The sequence below is a fragment of the Robiginitalea aurantiaca genome (assembly GCF_030380815.1).
Taxonomy (GTDB): domain Bacteria; phylum Bacteroidota; class Bacteroidia; order Flavobacteriales; family Flavobacteriaceae; genus Robiginitalea; species Robiginitalea aurantiaca.
In genome coordinates this window covers 219,782-241,420 of record NZ_JAUDUY010000001.1, presented here as the reverse complement: position 1 = coordinate 241,420, position 21,639 = coordinate 219,782, and the positions used below count along the sequence as shown (strand labels likewise).

The window sequence follows — 21,639 nt, the reverse complement described above, 5'->3', positions numbered from 1 at the left end:
AATAAATTAGGCTTTTGATAATTATTCCGGAACGAAAACAAATTCTACCCCGGGAGGCATTTCGGAAATTGTGCTGTAGTGATCCTTTTCAATATATGTCTTTCCATCCTTATCGGCAAATACTTTCTGCACCTCATACTTGACCAGATTCCAGCCTTTTTTGAAGTCGAGATCATATTCTGCCGTGCGTTCGTACATCTCACCGCTCAAGGTGCCGGAGTTTACAATACACGTTCCTTTAACGCTCCCGGCTTCATCCACATAATACCAGTCTAATGAATACCCTTCCTTAAAAATATACGATCCGAGCTTCCTGAAGGCGGTTACAAATTCCAAGGAAGAGGCTGGCATCATATCGCCGTATCTCTTTTGTTTTTCCATACTGCCAAGTATAAAAAACCCCATAGTGGACAGGGAAGTAAAGTGCTGGTCTCCATTGACTACTTCCACGGTACCCCCATTACACGTATAAGCCTTTTCAAGGGTCATCATAGAAGACTTCCACTTGTTGGATTCATCTGCATTTTCAGCTTCCATCTGTTGTTTTACCTCACTGAGGAAGTCAGGTTTTAGTATGATTTCCAAGGCGCCTTTGTCATCTATAGTGCCTACAATAGTGGGTGTAATCATTCCGGTAAAAACGCTACCAGACCCGTTGTCCCAGTTGGGGATGCTTCCTGTGATTGCCTCCTGGGCAACCAGGATCCCGCCGGAGATGATGAAGGCGGCCACCAAAAAAATTACTCTTTTCATAATGATGTCGTTTTAATTTGGATTACCGGCCTCCTAAACTCTGATAATCCGCTTTTGAAATCGTTCTGGGTGCCCGCTCAAGACGGGTACAAACCATTTTTGCATCCAGTTCATTTTTGGTTTTGTCCTCGATTACCATCTCCATAATCATACCAGATTTGTTCCCGTCACGTATCCACTCCATGTCAAAACTGTCTGGAAAGTGCTCGTTCTTTTTATACATGTCGCCAAAACCTACCTCTGATTCAAAGGTTGTGTATACCGTAGTTTTGTATTGTGCATCCTCCATTTCAAACCCCTTGCAGTCATACCCCATAATGGTCTTCCCGGGAATTTCTTTAATCTCATAGCCCTCCTGGGGTGAAAATTCCTCGCCTTCCAAGGATTCAGCAGGGATTTTAGATGCTGTCATAAACTGCATTTCCTGATTATTCATAAACATCAGGGTCATCATCTTCTCGGCATCGAAGACCATTAGGATTGCTGTTTCGTCCTGCTCGATATTCATACCCCAATAAGGAGCTCCTTCTTTGAGCAAGTACTCCATTGGAAAAGGCTCTTCCACTTTATCTGTGGTGATGGTGAGCTCATAAACCCATTCAAAGTCATAGGTGTCCGCAATATCATTGGGATCCACAGGATCCCCTCCTATAGGAAATCCAGCGCTTTCCCCAACCCCACCTTCGAGTAATTCATCAAAGGCCTTGTCCATAAGTTTATCCGCCTCGCCTGCAGCCTTCGCCGCAATTTTCTCCGTTACGGCTTGTTCCACCCGGTTCTCTACTTTCTGCTTTAGTTTTTTAAGGAATTGTGCCTGCATACTGCTGCCCACAAACAAGAGCGCCATTAGGAGGCCTACTTTTCTGGTCGTTTTCATTTCGGTAGTGTTTTAAAAATAGCAGCCTTAGAGAGGGGAACTCTGGAGTCAATGGCTGGTTAGAAACTCATCGCTAGATCTTAAGGAAAATACAAAATAAAAAAGGCAAGTATTGAATGGATTGTAGGGAGAAGCCAGATTGGTGTGTATGTAGCAGGGTATGCTGTATAACCCGTAAACACTACCCATGAGAAACATTTTATTTCGGGAGCAAACAAACTGAATCTCAATAACCTACAGTTTTATAAATCCCGTAAAATCGGTCATTGCGAAGTCGAAAAATCTGCTGAAAAAAGCCGTCTCGGAGCTGATACTCAAAGCTCGCGCACCCAGATGTTCCGATAACTGACCCGGCTGTTATCCCCATGGTCCTGAAGCCGGATCGGCCCTTTTCCATGAGGTGGGTTTTTCGGCCATCCAATGTAAGGGGTGGTCCCTTTAATCTCGATATGGTCCTGTACCAACACACCATTATGCATAACAGTGATCGTTCCAGATACAATCTTATTACCTGCCTGGTCGAACTCGGGAGGATGGTAAATAATATCATAAGTATTCCACGCTCCACTGGGCACAGAAGCCATGGCCAATGGAATGTGTTGCTTATAAAAAGACGCTACCTGTCCATTTACATAAGTATCATTGTCATTATTGTCCAGAACCTGCACTTCGTACATGTTGTTGAGGAAAACCCCGCTGTTTCCACGGCTCTGGCCGGAACCTTCTATTTCTGCAGGAGACCTCCATTCAATATGGAGCTGAATTGCTCCAAAATTCTGTTTCGTCTGAATATCGCCTGTTTTATCATTGACAGTCATACTGCCGTCCTCATTCAAATGCCAGACAACTTCGGTGCTGTCGCGGGTCATTACCCAGTTTTCAAAGCCCGTGCCGTCAAAGAGCACAATGGCGTCGGCTGGGGCGCCATCCTGACTGTACGGGGCAACTACCGGCGGTACAGGCTGGTAGACTTCGGTTTCTTCAGGGGTTGTCGGTTCCACGCCCTGATACTCCGGATACGTAATTCCCTGAGGGGTTGCCGGAGGCGGTGCTTCCTGACCACAGCCCATCAGCAGGATCCCGATCGAAAGAAGGTAGAAGTTCCTTTTCATGTTCCTATAAAGATTTGATCCTTATGTTGCGATAGGCCACGACATCACCGTGATCCTGCAAACCGATTTTTCCGGTTTGGAATTTTCCAAATCCCTCCCATCCCTTAAATTTTGATTTTTCAACCATGGCATCCCAGGCATCGTTCCCCAGGGGAAAACTCAGGATTTCCTCCCCATTGAGCACAACCTTCCCTTTATTGGTGGTGTAATTTACTGTAATTTCACATTGATTCCACTCCCCGGGGGGATTCGTGACGTCCGTTGCCGGCGCCACCATATCATAAAGTGCCCCGGCCTGATGGGTGTCCCCGTTGGAAGCGTCCGGATGGCCCCCATTGTCCAACACCTGGATTTCAGGTCCGGTCTCGTAGGGTTGTCCGTATTTCGGATCTTCCATAATTCCCCAGAAGATCCCGGAATTCCCTCCTTCAGAGATCCTCCATTCGAGGGAGAGCACAAAATTTGTGTAGTCTTTTCGACTGACCAGGTTATAACTTTCTCCTTCAGGTCCGTTCTCGGGGGGGTAAAAAACCATGGCCCCGTCTTCAATTTTCCAGGTAGCCGGCACATCCTCTGACCTGTATCCTTTCCAGGAATCCATAGAGGTGCCATCAAACAGGATTTCCCATTCTTCGGCAGCGGGTGATGTCGTTTGTTTGTCTTGCTCCATCTCAGGATTGTCCTTGGACGGCTTCTCCTTGCATGCCGAAATTATTAGTAAAAGCATGCAGGTAATAATAGTGGCTGTTCTCATAAATCAGGGTTTTGTCCGAGTATTTTCCGGAGCATTTCTTTATCGACGGCTCCCCCGGCGAAGTCGTCAAACGTTTTTTCGGTTGCTTCGATAATATGGTCCTGTATAAACCGAGCTCCTTCGCGGGCTCCCTGCTCCGGGGACTTAATACAGCACTCCCATTCCATGACGGCCCAAACATCGCAACCATACTGGGTGAGCTTGGAAAAAATGGTTTTAAAATCGATTTGTCCATCCCCCAGGGACCTGTAGCGTCCGGCCCGATCTCCCCAGTCGTTATAGCCTCCAAAGGCGCCTTTTTTGCCCGTAGGGTTAAATTCAGAGTCTTTAACATGAAAGGATCTGATAAATTCGTGGTAGTAATCGATATATTCAATATAGTCGAGTTGTTGCAGGACAAAATGACTTGGGTCGTAGAGGATATTAACCCTTGGATGATTCCCTGTGGCCGCCAAAAAACGCTCAAAGGTATCCCCGTCATGAAGATCTTCCCCCGGATGTATCTCGTAGCATACATCCACACCCTCTGCGTCAAAATGGTCCAGAATGGGCTTCCAGCGCCTGGCCAGTTCTTCAAACCCCATCTCCACAAGACCGGGAGGTCGCTGTGGCCAGGGATGCCAGGTATGCCAAAGTAAAGCCCCTGAGAACGTGGCGTGTGCCTTTAACCCGAGGCGTCGGCTCGCAGTGGCCGCCTTTTTAACAACATCTACGGCCCACTCGGTTCGGGCCTTTGGATTATTCTTGACCGCATCCGGGGCGAAATTATCAAACATCAGGTCATAGGCGGGATGTACCGCCACGAGTTGCCCTTGTAAATGAGTTGACAGCTCTGTAATTTCAAGGCCATAGGAATTGATTTTTCCTTTGAGTTCATCGCAGTAGGTCTGGCTTTCAGCTGCCTTATCCAAATCGATAAGAAAAGACTCCCATGTCGGGATTTGAATCCCCTTATACCCAAGGTCAGCAGCCCATTTACACATCCCGTCCAGGGAGTTAAAGGGCGCTTTACTATCTACAAATTGTGCCAGGAACACAGCCGGGCCTTTAATCGTTTTCATAAATACCACAAAATTTGTTAGCTGTTTTTGCCCATCAGGTTTTGCTATAATATCCTATATTTAACAGATGCTTCGGCTAAAAGAAACGCGCTGTCGGGGCTGGTTATAAATATAGAAAATACAAAAGAATTCATGCCTTCTCATATCGACAACTCTTCAGAATCTTTTGACGCCATTGTAATCGGAACTGGAATCACAGGTGGCTGGGCAGCCAAAGAGCTCTGCGAAAAAGGCTTGAAAACCCTCGTCCTTGAACGCGGTCCGATGGTAAAACACATTACGGATTATCCTACGATGAATCTCGATACCTGGGACCTGCCCAATGGGAATCAATTCTCCAGAGAAGATCGGAAAAACTATGAGAAACAATTGAGAGTGGGTTGGGCGCCCAATCCGGCCATTGCCCATTTCTTTGTAAATGACCGGGAACACCCCTATCAGGAAACCAAAAGATTTGATTGGATACGGGGCTATCAGGTAGGGGGACGCTCCCTGACCTGGGGGCGGCAGAGTTACCGGTGGAGCGACCTCGATTTTGAAGCCAACCTCAAAGAAGGGATTGGCGTGGACTGGCCGGTCAGATATAAGGATATTGCGCCCTGGTATGATAAGGTTGAATCCTATATAGGTGTCAGTGGAGAGGCCCTGGGGCTTGACCACCTCCCGGATGGGAAATTTCAACCCCCAATGGAGCTTACCTGTCCTGAAAAAGAACTCAGGGAAACCCTGTCTGAAAAATTCGAAGACGGCCGCGTGCTGACCATCGGAAGGGCAGCCCACATCACGGATAAAACAAATGTTCCCGAAGGGCGGAATCCCTGCCAGTTCCGCGACCGGTGCTGGAGGGGATGTCCGTTTGGGGGCTATTTCAGCAGCAATTCTTCTACCCTTCCTGCGGCGGAGCGAACCGGAAATATGACCCTCCGCCCCCATTCAATTGTCCATGAAATCATATACGATGACGGGTCTGGACGGGCCGCAGGTGTTCGGATCGTAGATGCCGAAACGCAGGAGGCCTATACCTTCAATGCCAGCGTCATCTTTCTTTGTGCCTCCGCTATGGCGTCTGTTGGGATTTTATTGCAGTCGAAATCTGAAAGGTTTCCAGAGGGGATCGGGAACAATCACGACCAGTTGGGGCGCTATATTATGGACCACCATTACCAGTTGGGGGCAAATGCGAAAGTCCCAGGCCATCTGAACACCTATTATAAGGGACGGAGGCCCAATGGTTTTTATATCCCGCGTTTTGTCAACCTTAAGGGGCAGCAGAAAAGGGATTACCTGCGTGGCTTCGGGTATCAGGGGGGAGCCTCAAGGGGTGACTGGTCTGAGGCAGTCGCTGAACTGGGATATGGCGCAGACCTTAAATCAAAGGTGCTCACCCCGGGTAATTGGCAAATAGGGGCCACAGGATTTGGTGAAATGCTGCCCTATTGGGAAAACCGCGTTACCCTGAGCGCAACTGAAAGAGACCAATGGGGGCTGCCCCAACTGGATTTCGATGTTGCCTTTAAGGAAAACGAATACAAAATGCGGGAAGATATCCTCAGGGAAATAGCAGCGATGTTCGAGGCTGCCGGTTTTAAGGAGGTTCAAACCTACGAACGGGAAACGGGTCCGGGATTGGGAATCCACGAAATGGGTGGGGCCCGTATGGGACATGATGCCCGTACATCCGTAGTGAACAAACACAACCAGGTACACGAAGTTCCCAATATTTACGTTACTGATGGGGCCTTTATGACCTCCTCATCCTGCGTCAATCCTTCTCTTACGTATATGGCCTTTACGGCAAGAGCTGCAGATCACGCGGCGCAACAGTTTAAAAAAGGAGCATTCAACTAATCGAATCAACGCTTATGAGTCATTCGTCTGTATCTGAATTATGGGAAGCATTTATCGCAGACCATCCCGAATACCAATCTCAGCCCCATCCGCCCGCCGATCATTTCGGAGACTCGGAAGAGATTGCTGCATCCTGTATTGAACTGGTGCTTTCAGGGAAGAAAAGGGTTACCTCACATTCCTTGCTCGGACTGCAATTTCGGAAAGAGCGCCTGCCTAAAATTGGAGACCTCAACATCATAACAGATTGGGAAGGTAAGGCCTATGGAATCACTCGAACCCTTAAGGTCCGCTTAAAACCCTTTTTCAGCATTTCCGCAGAGCACGCCCGCCTTGAAGGGGAGGGTGACGGATCACTGGAATATTGGAAAACATCACATTGGGACTACTACACCAGGGAGCTGGAAGCTTTCGGGAAGACCCCTGTGGAGAGTATGATCATCGTTTGCGAAGAATTTGAACTTATCTACAAACTGCCCTAAAAGCAAACCCGGGGTTAGCCCTGAAAAATTTGTATCTTCCTTTTTAATACTCAATCGAGCGTAACCCAGGTATTCCCGGATTTATGAGAGGCTACTGTGGCCTCAATAAAATTCAGGCCCCGCACCCCATCGGTCATCGTAGGGAACTCCCCGGCATCGAATGCTTCACCCCTTATGGCTCTGGCGACACCCCGGTAAATATTGCCCATGGCATCAAAAATCCCTTCAGGGTGTCCTGCAGGTAATTTAGTCCCGTCCAGAGATAAGTCAGAATTGTAGGCATGGCCCGGTTTATATACCTGCAAAGGTTCCGCATCGCTGAGCTTGTAGAGGAAATTCGGGCGTTCCTGCTCCCAGACCAGACCGCCTTTTTCACCGTAGATCCGGATGGCCAGACCATTCTCTTCACCCGTAGCGACCTGACTTGCACGAATGACTCCTTTTACGTGTTCATCCATGCGGATAAGCACCGTGCCGTCCACATCCATAAGGTTATCTGTATAGAGGTAATTAAAATCGCAAAGGAGGGATTTAATCTGCAGGCCTGTAGTGTATTCGATCATGTTGAAGGCGTGTACTCCAATGTCTCCCATGCAGGAGCTGATTCCCGCTTTAGCCGGATCGAGCCTCCAAACCGAAGCGCGCTTTTCAGCATCGTGAATGATCGGGTTTATCCATCCCTGATAATAGCGTGCGTCTACCTTGTGAATTTTACCCAGTGCGCCGGATTTGATCAGTTCACGCATTTGACGCACCATAGGATACCCCGTATAGGTATGGGTTACGGCAAAGACGCTTCCCGCCTTTTTATGGGTGTCCCTGAGGATTTTAGCTTCCTCATAAGTCGTGGTCATGGGTTTTTCACAAATCACATGGAATCCGTTCTCCAATAGTTTTTTAGCCATTGGAAAGTGAAGGAAGTTCGGGGTCTGAACCGAGCATACCTGTATGCGCTCTGACTCCGGCAGCTTCATTTCCTCGGCTATCAGGGTATCGAAATCCGGATAAATCCGGTCTAAGGGAATGTCGATTTCCTTTGCAAAATCCAAACTCTCCTGAAGATCCGGGCTAAACACAGCACCTGTAATTTCATAGCTGTCATACATATGGGCCGCTACCCGGTGAAGGACTCCGATGAGCGAGTCCCCGCCACCCCCAAGAATCCCAAGCCGTATTTTTTTTGGCATAATTCTAAACTTTGATGTTATTCCTTGTATTCGATTACCTCATTCTTAAAGAACAGCGCGAAAAGGACTGATACCCCCAATGCGAATATGGCAGGGAAGGTCCAGATACTGTTCCAGTCGTGGCTGTTCTCTGAAATAAGGTTCATGTCGTAAATCTTACCGGCCACCCAAAACCCGATGAGCATGCCCAAACCATAGGTTGCCAGCGTAATGAGTCCCTGAGCCGCGCTCTTGTATTTTTCTCCGGCCTTGGAATCTGTGTAAATCTGACCGGACACAAAAAAGAAATCGTAACAAATTCCGTGAAGCGCAATCCCCAGAATTAGCATAAATGCCAGATCCCCTGCATTGCCATACGCAAAAAGCGCATAGCGAATTGTCCAGGCCAGCATCCCGGCCATGATGGTTTTTTTAAATCCGAATCGCTTGAAAAAGAAGGGCAGCAGAAGCATAAACAACACTTCCGAGGCCTGTCCGATTGTCATTTTTCCAGTTGGGTTATCCACCCCAATTTCGGCCAGAAACGGATTCGCATTCTGGTAGTAAAATGCGAGCGGGATACAAATTAAGATGGAGGAGATAAAAAAGATCAGGAAATTGCGGTCCTTCAGGAGTTTCAGGGCATCCAACCCAAGGATTTCGGAAATACCCACTTTCTCCCCCCGGTCCGCGGTGGGAGGGGTTTTGGGTAGAAAAAAGCTAAACAATCCCAGTGCTGCAGAGGCGATGGCCACCATTAAAAAAGTGTTTTTTAACATCCCTTCTGCCCTCGCCCCGGGGGAGTCCCATAAAAAGACGTAGCTGATGATCAGCCCGGCCACAATCCAACCGATTGTTCCAAAGACGCGTACCAGGGAAAACTCCTTGGCCGGATCCTTCATTTGATTAAAGGAAATGGAATTCACAAGGGCCAGGGTAGGCATATAAATGATCATATAGCCCAGCACATAAGGGTAGAATCCGGCAAAATCAACCGAAGTGTACATCTGATACATTAAGACTGCTCCAAGAAGATGCAATACGCCCAGGATCCGTTCGGCATTAAAATAACGATCCGCCACAAGCCCTATGATAAATGGAGCGATTATGGCTCCCCAGGATTGTGTGGAAAATGCCATGGCAATTTCACCCCCGTCCGCTTTCAGGTTATCCCCGAGAAATGTGCCCAGGGTAACAAACCAGCCTCCCCAAATAAAGAATTCGAGAAACATCATCAGGGATAATTGAAATTTGACGGTCGGTTTCATGGAGTAGTTGGTTTATCGTTTATAGTATATGTAATCCTGTATGGGGGGGTCGATACCCTGAGCCCGGAAATCTGTCAGGATCTGTCCCCGGTGATGTGTGGAATGGTTGATGATATGAAAAAGGATATCCTGCAGGCTACTCGAGAAATGAGAACCTTCGGAATCCTCATATTTGATGCGCCGCTCCCACAGTTCTGTATTGCTGATGATTTCAAAAGAGTTGCGCTGGTTGTCGTAATGGATTTCCTCCCATGCATCCATTTCATGGTTTTGCCAGACGCCAAATTCAGACGCCCGCTCCAGAATCCGCGCATTCCAGATATGATGGGCATTGAGGATGTGGTTGAAAAGCTTCCCGCTCCTCGCGGGAACTTCTTCCAGGGCAGAACAAGCCGTAATCAGTTGTTTGTTGGAGAAATAATTATAGTCGAAAATCTGGTGGAAGAATGTCTTCATTGCGCTCTGTGGCTTAGGAGACCTGCTTCCCAGCTTTTATCAGAAGATCGCGTGTAGCGGCTATCCCCGCTTCCTCGCTGAGGTCATCGCCCTCATACTCCACTCCGATAAACCCGGTGTATCCTGCGTCTTTCACAATTTGAAGCATCTTTACATAATCGATTACGGCCTCATTCCCCGATGCATCAAAAACATTTGATTTTGCACTCACCGCTTTAGCATAAGGCATGAGTTCGGTCACTCCCTTATATCGGTCATAGGATTCCTCGCACTTATCGTCCCCGTCGGGCATTTGAACACTGTGGATACAAAAATTACCAAAGTCGGGAAGGGTTCCGCAATTTTCCATGCCCACCTCTTCCATGACTTTTGCCAGTAAGCCGGCATTCGAGGATAGGCCCCCATGGTTTTCGACCAGCACATTGATTCCCTTACCACTAGCATAGGTAGCCAGTCTGCGCAGGCCATCGACTGAATTTGGAACCCATTGTTCCGGATCACTGCTCCCGGAGAGGTTAACCCGGATGGAATGGCATCCCATTGCCTGAGCCGCATCCACCCATTTATAATGATTCTCCACTGCTGCGATTCGCTCCCCTTCATCGCTGAGGGCAAGGTCTCCCTGATCATCAATCATGATCAACAGGTTTTGAAGGCCGTATTTTCGGGCTTCCTCATTAGACTTGTCGATAAAAGCCTGCATGGCCTCGGGGGAAAAGGAGGCAGGTTTCAATTCGTCATCATATAACTGGCTCACATACTCAAGCCCACTGAAGCCCCAGGATTTTGCCTTTGCAGCAAATTCATAGGGGTCAAGGCCTTCCTCTTGTATCATTCGGTGGATGGACCATTGGGCCAGAGAGAACTTGAAGAAGGGTTCGGCTTTAACTTCAGGAGCTGCCGTATCGGCATCCATGTTTTCCTCTTTTGCTTTCTCTTTGCAGGCCATCATGCCCAATATGCCCAGGGCAATCCCGGCCTGACCACTCTTGTAAATAAAATTTCTGCGTTTCATATAAAGGGGGTATCGCTATTTCGGTTTTATAGGAAAACCCTGAAGTCTCGCCGTTCAGAGAATTCATATCGCCTCCGGTTCGGAAGCTGAAAATCCCTGTTTAAAGGGCGTTTGAATCCGAGTCATCCCGGTTTTAACAGATTTTAAATGTAGAAAATTAATTTAATATTTAATACTTTTAGAAACCAAACAAATCCTTTAATGAGTAAGTTCTTTTACAATCAGGAAGCCGAATCATATGATGCCATTGTGGTGGGCACCGGAATCAGCGGTGGCTGGGCAGCCAAAGAATTATGTGAGCAAGGTCTTAAAACACTGGTCCTTGAGCGGGGCCGAATGGTCAACCATATAGAAGATTATCCCACTGCCAACATGGACGACTGGGATTTTCCAAACAACGGACAACTATCGCGAGAAGAGAAAGCCAAACAGCTCAAACAGGCCCGTACCGGCTATACGGTACGAGCACAGCATAATTTTTGGTTCGTAGACGACCTTGTGCATCCGTATAACGAAACCAAACGCTTCGACTGGATGCGCGGCTACCATGTAGGTGGGCGCTCCATCATGTGGGGACGTCACAGTTACCGGTGGAGCGACATGGATTTTGAAGCCAATAAAAAGGATCGCATTGCCGTAGACTGGCCGGTCCGATACAGGGATATCGCACCCTGGTATGACAAGGTCGAAGCCTATATCGGTGTTACAGGGGAAAACCTGGGACTTCCACAACTCCCTGACGGGGTCTTCGAACCGATGATGGAACTCAACTGCGTAGAACAGCATGTGCGTGAAAAGGTCTCCGAGCATTTTGACGGCAGGGTGATTACCGCCGGCCGGGTTGCACATATTAATAGCGACAAACAATTCGAGGGGAAGAACCGCATGCGCTGCCAGTATCGCAACCGCTGTATACGCGGATGTCCTTTCGGGGCCTATTTCAGCAGTAATTCCTCCACACTTCCGGCTGCAGAAGCTACCGGAAATATGACCCTGAGACCCGATTCTATTGTACACGAAGTGATGTACGACCCCGACACCAAGAAGGCGACGGGCGTCAAGGTCATCGACAGGGTTACCAAAGAGACGTATGAATTCAAGGCGAAGGTAATTTTCCTCTGCGCTTCCTCAATTGCCTCTACCTCCATATTGATGCAATCCAAATCGGATCGTTTTCCGAACGGGATGGGCAACGATTCAGACCAACTCGGACGCAATATCATGGACCACCACCTGGGGGTTGGTGCCGGGGGCAGGTTTGAAGGCTTTGAAGACAAATACTATAAAGGCCGAAAACCCAACGGGATCTATGTCCCGAGGTTCCGTAATCTGGGCGGTAGTTCAAATACCGACAAGTTTATCCGCGGCTATGGATATCAGGGAGGTGCGAGCAGAGGAAATTGGGAAAATACAATCAAAGAACTTTCTCATGGAAAAGGACTCAAAGAGGAGATCCTTAAACCCGGGGGTTGGAATTTTGGGATGGGTGGCTTCGGAGAAGTCCTGCCTTATGAGGATAACCGCATGACCATGGATTATGACAACCTCGATCAATGGGGACTTCCAACAGTTACATTTGATGCCGAATTCAAAGACAACGAATGGAAGATGCGTGAAGACATGAAGGAACAGGCGGTGGATATGCTTGAAAAGGCAGGATTGAAGGACGTACAGCCATTCGACGATCCGGGAGCCCTCGGCCTGGGAATTCACGAAATGGGAACTGCACGTATGGGCAGAGACCCCAAAACATCTGTCCTCAATGGATACAATCAGATTCATGCCGTTAAGAATGTCTATGTGACCGACGGTGCTTTTATGACCTCGGCGGCCTGTGTGAATCCCTCGCTTACCTATATGGCATTTACAGCCAGAGCTGCACAACACGCAGTACAAGAACTTAAAAAAGGAAATATCTGATGGACAGAAGAATCGCATTAAAGAATATGGGGCTGGCCCTGGGATACACCGTAGCCACCCCTACCCTGATCAGCCTGATGCAAAGTTGTAAGCAGGATACCGCTCCGGAATGGATTCCGGAATTTTTCACCCCGGAAGAAGGGGCTGTTATCCGGCAGGTAGCTGACCTGATTCTTCCGAAAACCGATACCCCCTCGGCTTCAGAAGTGGGTGTACACAAATTTCTGGATCGTTATATGAATGAGGTTTCGGAGCCGGAAGAACAGCAAATGTTCCGGATGCACCTCGGAAACTTTATCAAAAAAGCGACGGAAAAAGCCGGAAAGCAGATGGGGGAATCTTTAAGTCCTGAAGAACTTGAGCCCGTTCTGGCAGAGGCCCTGAAAAAACGGGATAAGGCAGAAGAAGATCTCATAGGTGAAACCCTCCAAACCTATAATGAAGCTATTGCTCAAGGAAAGACTGCAACATTGGATGAAGACGCCTCCGCATTTGCCTTCGCCACCCAGTTCAGGGGGGCGGTAATCTGGTCTTACAAGACTTCAGAATACGTAGGGGAAGAAGTGCTCGCCTATTTGCCCGTACCCGGAGAGTACATCGGATGCGGGGATCTTGACGAACTTACAGGAGGTAAGGCCTGGTCCATTTAACAGAAGAGGTTTTTTGAAACGTCGCACCTTCATCCGCAATTCAAGTCTTGCTGCAGTTGCCTCTGCGACAATACCCGGAATTTATGGGAAGGACTCTGGGATGCCTCCCAACCCTTTCCGTTTGAATTTTGCACCCCACCTGGGAATGTTTCAGGCACATGCCGGGAAAGATCCTATGGATCAGCTCCGCTTTATGGCCGAACAGGGATTTAGGGCTTTCGAAGACAACGAAATGAAAAATCGCCCCGTATCCCTGCAGGAAAAGATGGGGCGATTCCTGTCCGATAACAAGATGCAAATGGGTGTTTTTGTTGCCCATACCATCTCTTGGTCCAAACCGCACCTGGCCTCGGGGAACCCGGAAATCAGAAAGGTTTTTTTAGATGAAATAAGCGCATCGGTCGAAGTTGCCAAACGCATCGGCGCCACCTGGATGACAGTGGTCCCCGGGCATGTGGATATGCAGCAATCCATGGCTTACCAAACTGCGCATGTTACGGACTCCTTGCGCCGAGCCGCTGAAATCCTGGAGCCGCACAACCTGATTATGGTGCTGGAGCCCCTTAATTTCAGAGATCATCCCGGGCAATTTCTCTCAGAATCCCCTCAGGCCTATGAAATCTGCAGGGCTGTAAACTCACCTTCCTGCAAAATCCTTTTCGATATCTATCACCAGCAAATTCAGGAAGGCAACCTGATCCCTAACATCGAAGCGTGCTGGGATGAAATCGCATATTTTCAAATTGGTGACAATCCCGGCCGCAAGGAACCGGGAACTGGAGAAATTAACTACAGTAACGTCTTTAAGTTTATCGAAACCAAAGGCTATTCCGGGATTTTGGGCATGGAACACGGGAATTCGAAAAGCGGCAAGGAAGGCGAACAGGCGATTATTGAAGCCTACCGGGCGGTAGACCCTTAAAATTATTCCTGTTAGGGATATCATCTTAGCTCAGAAAAAGGGACACCTGTCCGTAAAAAGCAAACTGCTGTCATTTCTGTATCCCGTAAACGTGCAAAACAAAAGAATTCCTGTTCCAAAAAAGGGAGCGTCTATACCTGATCTGACTGGTTTTGTGGATTTATAAAGTCAAACAGTACGGCCCCAAGACGCTTAAATCTATCATTGATACCGGCAAATGAATCAGGTAGTTCCCCCGAAACCTAAATTCAATCTGAGTAAACTCACAAAAGGAGTCTACCAGTTCCGATGTCAACTGCGCCCTATAAAGTTGCTATGTTAATAACAAGCTTCAGGAACCGTACTTCAATTGTTTGACTTCAAATTGTACACTAAGCCTATTTCCCAATACCTGGTGGGAGTTGCTGTGCTTTAAAATCTCCTATTACTCTAATTGATCCTCCACTTCCATCGTCTAAAACCATATCGATTTTACCCAGGATTTCGGTTGGAGCAGAAGTCAAAATAGAGATCGATCCGGAATCACTAAAATACAGGGCGGACGTATTACCTCCCATATCGGCATATCCGAATACGGTTTCAGAATTATTCATTATCCCCCGATGCTCCCTATCCACGGAATACGTCCCAGCCTCTATCCTTTCTTCCGTACCTGGAAGGGGAATCATAAAACCAAATCCCGGGCCTTCTGCGATCAGCGGGTTGACAAAATGGAGTTTAAATATCCGTGTTTCCACGGGATTGTTCTGTTGTTCTGAATACTCAAAATATACCGGGCCGCGCAACATATTACTTTTGTGGTCCACCAGGGTTTCAATCATATAATTCCCTGAGGCCAGATCAACATTCTTCCGAAAGGTCTGCGGATCGATATAGGAAATGGTAATCACCAGGATGAAGACCAAAAGAAGTGGCAATGCAAGCCTTAACCACCTGGTATTATTCATTTTCATGGATTCTGAGGTTGACTCCCATAGGCATCGGCAAGATCGACGGCAGTACCTTCTTCAGGCACTTCCGGGCTTTGCATATCGTCCTTAATATAGTTGGAAGCGGTTTGATCTTGCAGGTCATCTACCACAGGAGATTCTGTCAGTAAAGCCAAAGAGATGGCCACAACAAGGGCTAAAAAGAAAAATAAACATCTTTTCATAATCTTTTCAATTACTGCAATGTCCTGTTTTCAGTAAAACCATAACCAATCTAGGTGAATTGTTCCTATCGATTTGGGGTTTATGTATGGACCGCTTTAAAATTTGTATAAACCGCAATTTGAAATCAAAAAGAAAGTTCTATTTCCCGATAAATATGGGTCCATCCGGAGTTAGCCTTCAACTCCTTGAATTTCATTTGTTTAATTGTATGATTATTCTTCATTCAAGTGCGGTATTGACATCCCAAGTTCGATAGCTGTCCCCATTTTTGGATCTCTGCAAGAGAACAGCGGACAGTTCCGTGCATTTTTTATAAATTTCAGGAATAATACCTTGGGCCATGATTAAAGCTGTAATCGTTGACGACGAAGAAAAAGCCATTCAAAGCCTTGCCTGGGAATTAAGCCACTTTCCAAACGAGATCACCGTTGTGGCTACCTTTAACGATGCTTCAAAAGCACTTGATTACCTGCATTTAAACTCCCCGGACTGCCTTTTTCTGGATATTGAAATGCCCGCCATGGATGGGTTCCAGTTCATTCAAAAACTCCAGAATAAGGATCTGGCCATCATTATTACAACGGCTTACAATCAGTATGCCATAAAGGCCCTGAAAAACGAGGCTATAGACTATTTGCTTAAACCGATTGATGCCGATGACCTCAGGGAAACCATTGCTAAAATTCATCGGTACAAATCAAAAAACATTTCTGTTGACCGTTTGGAAAGACTCCTAACCGGGAAGCATGCACACAGTAAAAAGATTACGGTAAATACGGATGGGAAATTATTGTTCCTGGACAATGAGGACGTCTTGTATGCGGAATCAGACGGGAATTACAGCACACTTTTCCTCTCCGATGGACGAAAGATTGTATTGACCAAAAAACTTAAGGAAATAGACGAACTTTTACCCCCGGATACGTTTTTCAGGATCCACAATTCCTATATCATAAATCTGGAAAAAGTAAAGGAGTATCTGAAAACGGATGGATATGTGGTTTTGGTGTCCAATCATAAAATCCCCGTTTCCAGAAAGAAGAAATCCGATTTCTTGGATTTGATTTAAGCTGTCAACAAAAATGCTGCGTTTACCTCATCGTATCTGTTTCCTGATTTTTGGCCTCTCACTACTTGTTGGGAGCGCCCAGGATGTGCCTGACGATTTCCTCCGTGTTGTAGATAGTGTACTTACCGAAAAGCCGAAAACTTACAAAGGATTTGATGGTTTTCTCAGGCCGTACAGAAGGGATTCAGTTCTGATGACCTATTTCATTGAAAAAAGTGAAAAGGCCCTTTTTTACGATGGTTTAAGTTATAGCTATAACCAACTCGGAACTTTATATCGAAACATCTCGCAATACGGGAGGGCTATCGAATTCCATGAAAAAGCGCTGAATGCCGCCAGAGAATCCGGCAATATTGAACTTCGTATCTACAGTCTGAATATGCTCGGGGTTGTTTATCGACGCCTGGATGCCATCAAGACAGCTCTGGACTACAACCAGGAAGCCCTGCGACTGGCTGAGAGTATTGAAAATCCATCGACGGGCATACAGCGAAGCAAGAATGTATCCCTGAACAGTATTGGCAATATCTATCAGGCCCTGGAACAATATGACATTGCCCTGGAACATTACCGCCAATCATTTCGTCTCGAAGAGGCTCTGGGAAACAAGCTCGGAATGGCCATCAACCTGCAGAACAGCGGGGAATGCCTGGAGGCCCAGGGCAAGCTGGAAGAGGCGCTGCAAAGCTTCCAGAGGTCATTGCTCTTCAATACCGAAATCGACTCAGAACGCGGTAAGGCTATTTGCGGAAATAGTATTTCGCGCATTTACATAATACAGGAGCGGTATGAAGATGCCATAGAACTCCTGAATGCCAACATGCCGATGGCACTTCAAACAAAGGATCAGCATATTATCGCCCCGGCATACAACAATCTGGGATGGGCCCATCTTAAGATGGGAAACTGGAACCTGGCGGAAACCAATCTTCGAAAAGGCCTGGATATCGCTCGGGAAAATCAATTGTTAAGAGGGGTTTGCGAGAGCTATGAAAGGCTTTCGGAACTCGAATCCGAACGTGGAAATTTTAAAACCGCACTGGAATACTTCAGGGAATCGGACAAATATCGAAGGCAGGTCACGAACGATGTCAACATAAAATATGTAAATGACGTCATTTTCAGATATGAATCTGAGAAGCAGAAAGAAGTAGCTCAGAGACTCCGGCAGGAAAACGAAATCGTAAACCTCAAACTCCGGCGCAACCGCAATACGCTTTTGGTAGGGGCCCTTTTACTCGTATTGCTTTCCCTGATACTCTACACCATTTTTCGGCAGAATAAGCTCAATAACGAAAAGAAGGTCCTCGCATTGGAGCAGAGCAGGTTGCGGAGTCAAATGAACCCGCATTTTTTGTTTAATTCCCTGAATTCCATCAAACATTTTATCATCAATAACGAGCAAAAGAATGCGATCCGATACCTGAATAAATTCTCCAAGCTGGTGCGGAAAATCCTTGATGCCTCCTCCGAAAAAGACATCAGCCTTCAGGAAGAGCTCGAAACAGTGGACCTCTATATGAAAATCGAGAATACGCGATTCAACGATGAAATCGATTTTAAAATAGAGGTGGCTCCGGATATCAACCCAGCGGCCATAAAAACACCCTCTCTCGTGCTTCAACCCTTCCTGGAAAATGCGCTCTGGCACGGGTTGTCATCAAAAAAAGGGGAAAAAATAATTCGCCTTAAAGTCACCCGGAGCAGTCCTGATTATATCGAAATTACGATACGGGATAACGGGATCGGAAGGGAAGCGTCTGAGAAATTGAACCTGCAGAAAACCTTAGAGCGAAAGTCCGTCGGAATACCGATAACCCGGGAACGGCTTATAAATTTCTCAAGGGTCTATCAGAATTCATTTGATTTGTCCATAACGGATGTGATCGGTGCAGATGGCAAGGTGGCAGGCACAGAGGTCGTCCTAAGAATCCCTACCGTTTAGATGCTGATCGGCTACCTCCTCCAGCTCCTCATACCAGGCAGCACCAAACTTCCGAATCAGGGCTTCCCGAACAAATTTATAGATGGGAACTTCCAGACTTGCGCCTAAGCCGCAGGCAGGGTCGCAAATATGCCATTGATGATAATTTACGGCAGTTACCTGAGTGTATTCCCGAACCCGGACAGGGTATAAATGGCAGGAAACCGGTTTTTTCCAGGTAGTCTCCCCCGCTTTATGCGCTTTTTCAAGCCCGCATTGGGCCACTCCTTTCTCGAATACGGCGTAAGCACATTCCCTGTTGTTCACAAGGGGCGTTTCCCACTCCCCGTCGGATCCTTTAACATAAGTCCCCTGCTTTTCAATAGCCCGGATTCCCTCCGGCCTGAGATAAGGTCTTACTTTCGGATAGATCTCTTCCAGCATATCTAGTTCCTCCGATTGGAGCGGAGCCCCGGAGGTTCCCTCAACACAACACGCACCTTTGCAGGACTTGAGGTCACACACAAATGCGGTTTCAAGAATTTCTTCTGAAATAAGGGTCTTTCCAATTTGAAACATGATTTATTCAGGTAAGTTGGCTCAAAGATATCGAATCCGGACTAATGCCCGCAGACACCTAACAAAGTGCTTTTACCATCGCCCCGTGTACTGTACCTTTGCATACGGAGTTTATCAAATGGCATTTCGTTTTACAACATCTTTCCTGAGTGTTATCTTTGGTGCATCCCGATTTAAACGCAAAATCCTGCCTCCCTGCATAATGGATTCCGGGAGCCGGGTTCATGAAAGGAAGGAATAAAGGGAATACTACTGGTTTGCTGAAGAAACGATTGCACCCGTAGTTTAAAACGGCTCTTTTGAGCCCACAACTGATTAAAATGAATAGAATACTGCTTGTTGTACTACTTCTGCTCGCCTTTGCACTTATTGGTTACAATACCACAGTGCTGGATTTTGAGCGTCCTTTTGAAGGGGAAAGTTTTATCGCAATTATCTGCATTATCGCTTCCCTTTGTGCCATCGTCTTACTGCTGATCTTTAACACAGCCAGAAAAATTCAAAAGAGGATAGACGAGGAATCCTGAGTAGGGGGTCGGGTATGGTTACTCCTCTTCTGCCCCGGGCTGATCCATTTCGAGGATACGCTGGAGCATGGGATCGGCCTGCCCGAGAATCTCCGCTTTTAAATCCGGAGAGAATAACTGTTCTGCCAGAGCGGCTTTTAGGTATCGCTTTATCAGATCCTGGTGCCGGTAATAATCCAGCCTGAAATTATACCTGTCCATAAAATCAATAAAGCGCTCGAAAAGAATGTCATCGGCCCTGTACGCAGTGCGGAAATCGTCCTCTGTATAATCCGCGTAGCGCGCCCGATCTTCTTCAAGGTGTTCAAATCCGAATGAGGAGAAAAAGCCCCGGGCGTCCATGGCTGCAAGTGCCTCTTCTTCATTGCTCCCGATAGGAACGAAAACATCTGGGATAATACCACCCCCCCCGTAGACTACCTTGCCTTTAGGCGTGGTAAATTTAAGGGAATCCGCTACCCTGATACTATCGGCAGACTCCAATTCACCATTGCGGTAGCGCTGCATGTACTGGTGGTAATAGTCCTGAGTTCCATTTTGGTATTCCCGCTGGATAGAACGGCCCGTTGGGGTATAGTATCTCGACACGGTTAGCCGGACCGCAGACCCGTCTCCAAGGGCCATTTCCCTCTGTACGAGGCCTTTCCCAAAGGAACGTCTGCCGACAATGGTTCCCACGTCGTTGTCCTGCAATGCCCCTGCAATTATTTCCGAGGCAGAAGCGGATCGTTCATTGATGAGCACATAGACAGGTTTTTCCTCAAACCCGCCTTTCGATGTGGCAAAAGTTTTCTCGATTTGCCCCTTTTTGTTCTTTGTAAAAAGGATCAGCTGGCCTTTTGGAAGAAAGACGTCAGCAATATCTTCAGCCACATTCAGATACCCGCCCGGATTATCCCTCAGATCGAGTACCAGTTTCTCGGCCCCATCATCCTTCAGGTCCCGGAGGGCCTCCCGAAACTCGTCAAAAGTCGATTCGGCAAACCTGTTCATCCGGATATACCCCATGTCAGGCTTTAACATATAATAGGCATCAATACTTCGTATGGGCACATGATCCCGCTGCAAGCGCATTTTAAAAATGCGGTCCTCTGATTTCCGGTATACCGTGAGTACGACTTCGCTTCCCTCCTGGCCTTTGAGGCGGGATACAATTTCGTCATTGGCAAGCCTTAAGTCATAAAGGGTGTCCTGATCTGCCATCAGAATTTTATCTCCGGGGCGCAAACCGCGTCGCTGACTTGGACCTCCTTTAATGGTTCGGGTAACGGTTATGGTATCCCGGAACATATAAAAATTGATGCCAATGCCCACAAAATCGCCTTTCATGTTCTCTGAGACGCGCTCCATTTCATCCTTGGGAATGTATACAGAGTGGGGATCCAGTTTATCGAGGATATTATTGACTGTAACATCCACAATACTATCCGTATCCACTTCATCTACGTACTCATAGTCGATATAATCGATTAGCCTGTTGAGTTTATCCTTTTTGGAATTCGTGGTAAAGAGCTTTTCGGGGTTATCGTCAAAGTGGAGCTTGCCGCCGACAAATATGCCGAGGGCAAGGGCAAATGCCACAACTGTGGGTCCGATAAAATAGCTCTTCTTCACCTTAATTTTCTTCTATTTCCACACCCTCTTCAATTACCGGCAAATGACTCAAAACCACTCCGGCCCTTTTAAGGAACTCCAATCCTGAACCGTCCTTATATGCATACTGATACACGACCCTGTTTATGCCGGACTGGTGGATGAGTTTACTGCATTCCCGGCAGGGGGAAAGGGTGATATACAAAGTTGCTCCCACGCACGATTGGGTCGAGGCTGCCAATTTTGAAATGGCATTGGCTTCGGCGTGAAGCACATACCATTTAGTGTACCCTTCTTCATCCTCGCAAAAATTTTCAAACCCGGTCGGTGTTCCATTGTACCCGTCTGAGATGATCATTCGGTCTTTTACGACGATGGCACCAACCTGTTTGCGTTTGCAATAGGATAGCTTACCCCACTCGTGAGCCATTCTCAAATAAGCCCGGTCGTATTTTTCCTGTTTCTTACTCTTCACACTGAATTGCTAACGTGTCCTAAGGCGCTATTGT

At 47.3% G+C, this 21,639-nt stretch carries 22 protein-coding genes; 8 read left to right on the top strand and 14 right to left on the bottom strand.

Annotated elements, in window-relative coordinates; all coding sequences use genetic code 11:
• Positions 1-21 precede the first annotated feature (21 nt).
• From QU605_RS01080 to QU605_RS01060, 5 genes are all read right to left on the bottom strand, one after another.
• The gene (locus QU605_RS01080; RefSeq protein ID WP_289723408.1) at positions 22-753 is read right to left on the bottom strand and encodes a hypothetical protein; all 732 of its coding nucleotides are present in this window, start codon (positions 751-753) and stop codon (positions 22-24) included.
• A gap of 22 nt (positions 754-775) precedes the next feature.
• Positions 776-1,630 carry a DUF4412 domain-containing protein gene (locus tag QU605_RS01075; protein WP_289723407.1) on the bottom strand — a complete coding sequence of 285 codons (855 nt, stop codon included), beginning with the start codon at positions 1,628-1,630 and terminating at the stop codon, positions 776-778.
• A gap of 314 nt (positions 1,631-1,944) precedes the next feature.
• Positions 1,945-2,742 (bottom strand): 3-keto-disaccharide hydrolase, encoded by a 798-nt coding sequence (locus QU605_RS01070; protein WP_289723406.1) that lies wholly within the window; start codon positions 2,740-2,742, stop codon positions 1,945-1,947.
• 4 nt (positions 2,743-2,746) lie between these two features.
• A complete protein-coding gene (locus tag QU605_RS01065) occupies positions 2,747-3,496 on the bottom strand; it encodes a 3-keto-disaccharide hydrolase (RefSeq protein ID WP_289723405.1) in 750 nt (249 codons plus the stop codon).
• The gene (locus QU605_RS01060) at positions 3,493-4,557 is read right to left on the bottom strand and encodes a sugar phosphate isomerase/epimerase family protein (RefSeq protein WP_289723404.1); all 1,065 of its coding nucleotides are present in this window, start codon (positions 4,555-4,557) and stop codon (positions 3,493-3,495) included. The genes QU605_RS01065 and QU605_RS01060 overlap by 4 nt, the downstream gene beginning before the upstream one ends.
• A gap of 132 nt (positions 4,558-4,689) precedes the next feature.
• Between QU605_RS01060 and QU605_RS01055 the strand changes: the two genes are divergently transcribed.
• Positions 4,690-6,405, top strand: coding sequence for a GMC oxidoreductase (locus QU605_RS01055; RefSeq protein WP_289723403.1), 1,716 nt, complete (start codon positions 4,690-4,692; stop codon positions 6,403-6,405).
• Positions 6,406-6,419: 14 nt separating this feature from the next.
• Positions 6,420-6,887, top strand: a complete 468-nt coding sequence (locus tag QU605_RS01050; RefSeq protein ID WP_289723402.1) for an ASCH domain-containing protein — start codon at positions 6,420-6,422, stop codon at positions 6,885-6,887.
• A gap of 50 nt (positions 6,888-6,937) precedes the next feature.
• Here QU605_RS01050 and QU605_RS01045 read toward each other — a convergent pair whose 3' ends face one another.
• Genes QU605_RS01045 through QU605_RS01030 form a run of 4 tightly spaced genes read right to left on the bottom strand, consistent with a single transcriptional unit; the run spans position 6,938 to position 10,792 of the window.
• A complete protein-coding gene (locus QU605_RS01045) occupies positions 6,938-8,074 on the bottom strand; it encodes a Gfo/Idh/MocA family protein (protein ID WP_289723401.1) in 1,137 nt (378 codons plus the stop codon).
• A gap of 17 nt (positions 8,075-8,091) precedes the next feature.
• On the bottom strand, positions 8,092-9,321 hold the full coding sequence (locus QU605_RS01040) for a nucleoside permease (protein WP_289723400.1): 1,230 nt from the start codon (positions 9,319-9,321) through the stop codon (positions 8,092-8,094).
• A 12-nt stretch (positions 9,322-9,333) separates the two neighbouring features.
• Entirely contained in the window at positions 9,334-9,777 is a 444-nt protein-coding gene (locus tag QU605_RS01035) for a DinB family protein (protein WP_289723399.1), read from the bottom strand.
• A 13-nt stretch (positions 9,778-9,790) separates the two neighbouring features.
• Entirely contained in the window at positions 9,791-10,792 is a 1,002-nt protein-coding gene (locus tag QU605_RS01030) for a sugar phosphate isomerase/epimerase family protein (RefSeq protein ID WP_289723398.1), read from the bottom strand.
• A gap of 201 nt (positions 10,793-10,993) precedes the next feature.
• Here QU605_RS01030 and QU605_RS01025 point away from each other — a divergent pair, with 201 nt between their 5' ends.
• The 3 genes from QU605_RS01025 to QU605_RS01015 are packed head-to-tail and all read left to right on the top strand — an operon-like array spanning position 10,994 to position 14,284.
• Positions 10,994-12,712: a GMC oxidoreductase gene (locus tag QU605_RS01025; RefSeq protein ID WP_289723397.1), complete on the top strand. Its 1,719-nt coding sequence runs from the start codon at positions 10,994-10,996 to the stop codon at positions 12,710-12,712.
• Complete coding sequence (locus QU605_RS01020; protein WP_289723396.1) at positions 12,712-13,362, top strand: gluconate 2-dehydrogenase subunit 3 family protein; 651 nt, start codon at positions 12,712-12,714, stop codon at positions 13,360-13,362. Before QU605_RS01025 ends, QU605_RS01020 begins: the two co-directional genes overlap by 1 nt.
• 13 nt (positions 13,363-13,375) lie before the next feature.
• Positions 13,376-14,284 carry a hydroxypyruvate isomerase family protein gene (locus tag QU605_RS01015; RefSeq protein WP_289723395.1) on the top strand — a complete coding sequence of 303 codons (909 nt, stop codon included), beginning with the start codon at positions 13,376-13,378 and terminating at the stop codon, positions 14,282-14,284.
• A 377-nt stretch (positions 14,285-14,661) separates the two neighbouring features.
• On the opposite strand, the gene QU605_RS01010 is transcribed toward QU605_RS01015, so the two are convergent.
• Both QU605_RS01010 and QU605_RS01005 read right to left on the bottom strand, forming a co-directional pair.
• Positions 14,662-15,231 (bottom strand): hypothetical protein, encoded by a 570-nt coding sequence (locus tag QU605_RS01010; protein WP_289723394.1) that lies wholly within the window; start codon positions 15,229-15,231, stop codon positions 14,662-14,664.
• A 2-nt stretch (positions 15,232-15,233) separates the two neighbouring features.
• On the bottom strand, positions 15,234-15,437 hold the full coding sequence (locus QU605_RS01005) for a hypothetical protein (RefSeq protein WP_289723393.1): 204 nt from the start codon (positions 15,435-15,437) through the stop codon (positions 15,234-15,236).
• 341 nt (positions 15,438-15,778) lie between these two features.
• Between QU605_RS01005 and QU605_RS01000 the strand changes: the two genes are divergently transcribed.
• Together QU605_RS01000 and QU605_RS00995 are read left to right on the top strand one after the other, a co-directional pair.
• The gene (locus QU605_RS01000) at positions 15,779-16,507 is read left to right on the top strand and encodes a LytR/AlgR family response regulator transcription factor (protein WP_289723392.1); all 729 of its coding nucleotides are present in this window, start codon (positions 15,779-15,781) and stop codon (positions 16,505-16,507) included.
• Positions 16,508-16,520: 13 nt separating this feature from the next.
• Positions 16,521-18,452: a tetratricopeptide repeat-containing sensor histidine kinase gene (locus QU605_RS00995; RefSeq protein ID WP_289723391.1), complete on the top strand. Its 1,932-nt coding sequence runs from the start codon at positions 16,521-16,523 to the stop codon at positions 18,450-18,452.
• On the opposite strand, the gene QU605_RS00990 is transcribed toward QU605_RS00995, so the two are convergent.
• On the bottom strand, positions 18,432-19,010 hold the full coding sequence (locus QU605_RS00990) for a DUF3109 family protein (RefSeq protein WP_289723390.1): 579 nt from the start codon (positions 19,008-19,010) through the stop codon (positions 18,432-18,434). The two genes, QU605_RS00995 and QU605_RS00990, sit on opposite strands and share 21 nt — an antisense overlap.
• A gap of 320 nt (positions 19,011-19,330) precedes the next feature.
• Here QU605_RS00990 and QU605_RS00985 point away from each other — a divergent pair, with 320 nt between their 5' ends.
• A complete protein-coding gene (locus QU605_RS00985; RefSeq protein WP_289723389.1) occupies positions 19,331-19,537 on the top strand; it encodes a hypothetical protein in 207 nt (68 codons plus the stop codon).
• 18 nt (positions 19,538-19,555) lie between these two features.
• Here QU605_RS00985 and QU605_RS00980 read toward each other — a convergent pair whose 3' ends face one another.
• Both QU605_RS00980 and QU605_RS00975 read right to left on the bottom strand, forming a co-directional pair.
• The gene (locus tag QU605_RS00980; protein ID WP_434967906.1) at positions 19,556-21,151 is read right to left on the bottom strand and encodes a S41 family peptidase; all 1,596 of its coding nucleotides are present in this window, start codon (positions 21,149-21,151) and stop codon (positions 19,556-19,558) included.
• A 1-nt stretch (position 21,152) separates the two neighbouring features.
• On the bottom strand, positions 21,153-21,605 hold the full coding sequence (locus tag QU605_RS00975) for a deoxycytidylate deaminase (protein WP_289723388.1): 453 nt from the start codon (positions 21,603-21,605) through the stop codon (positions 21,153-21,155).
• Positions 21,606-21,639: the final 34 nt, after the last annotated feature.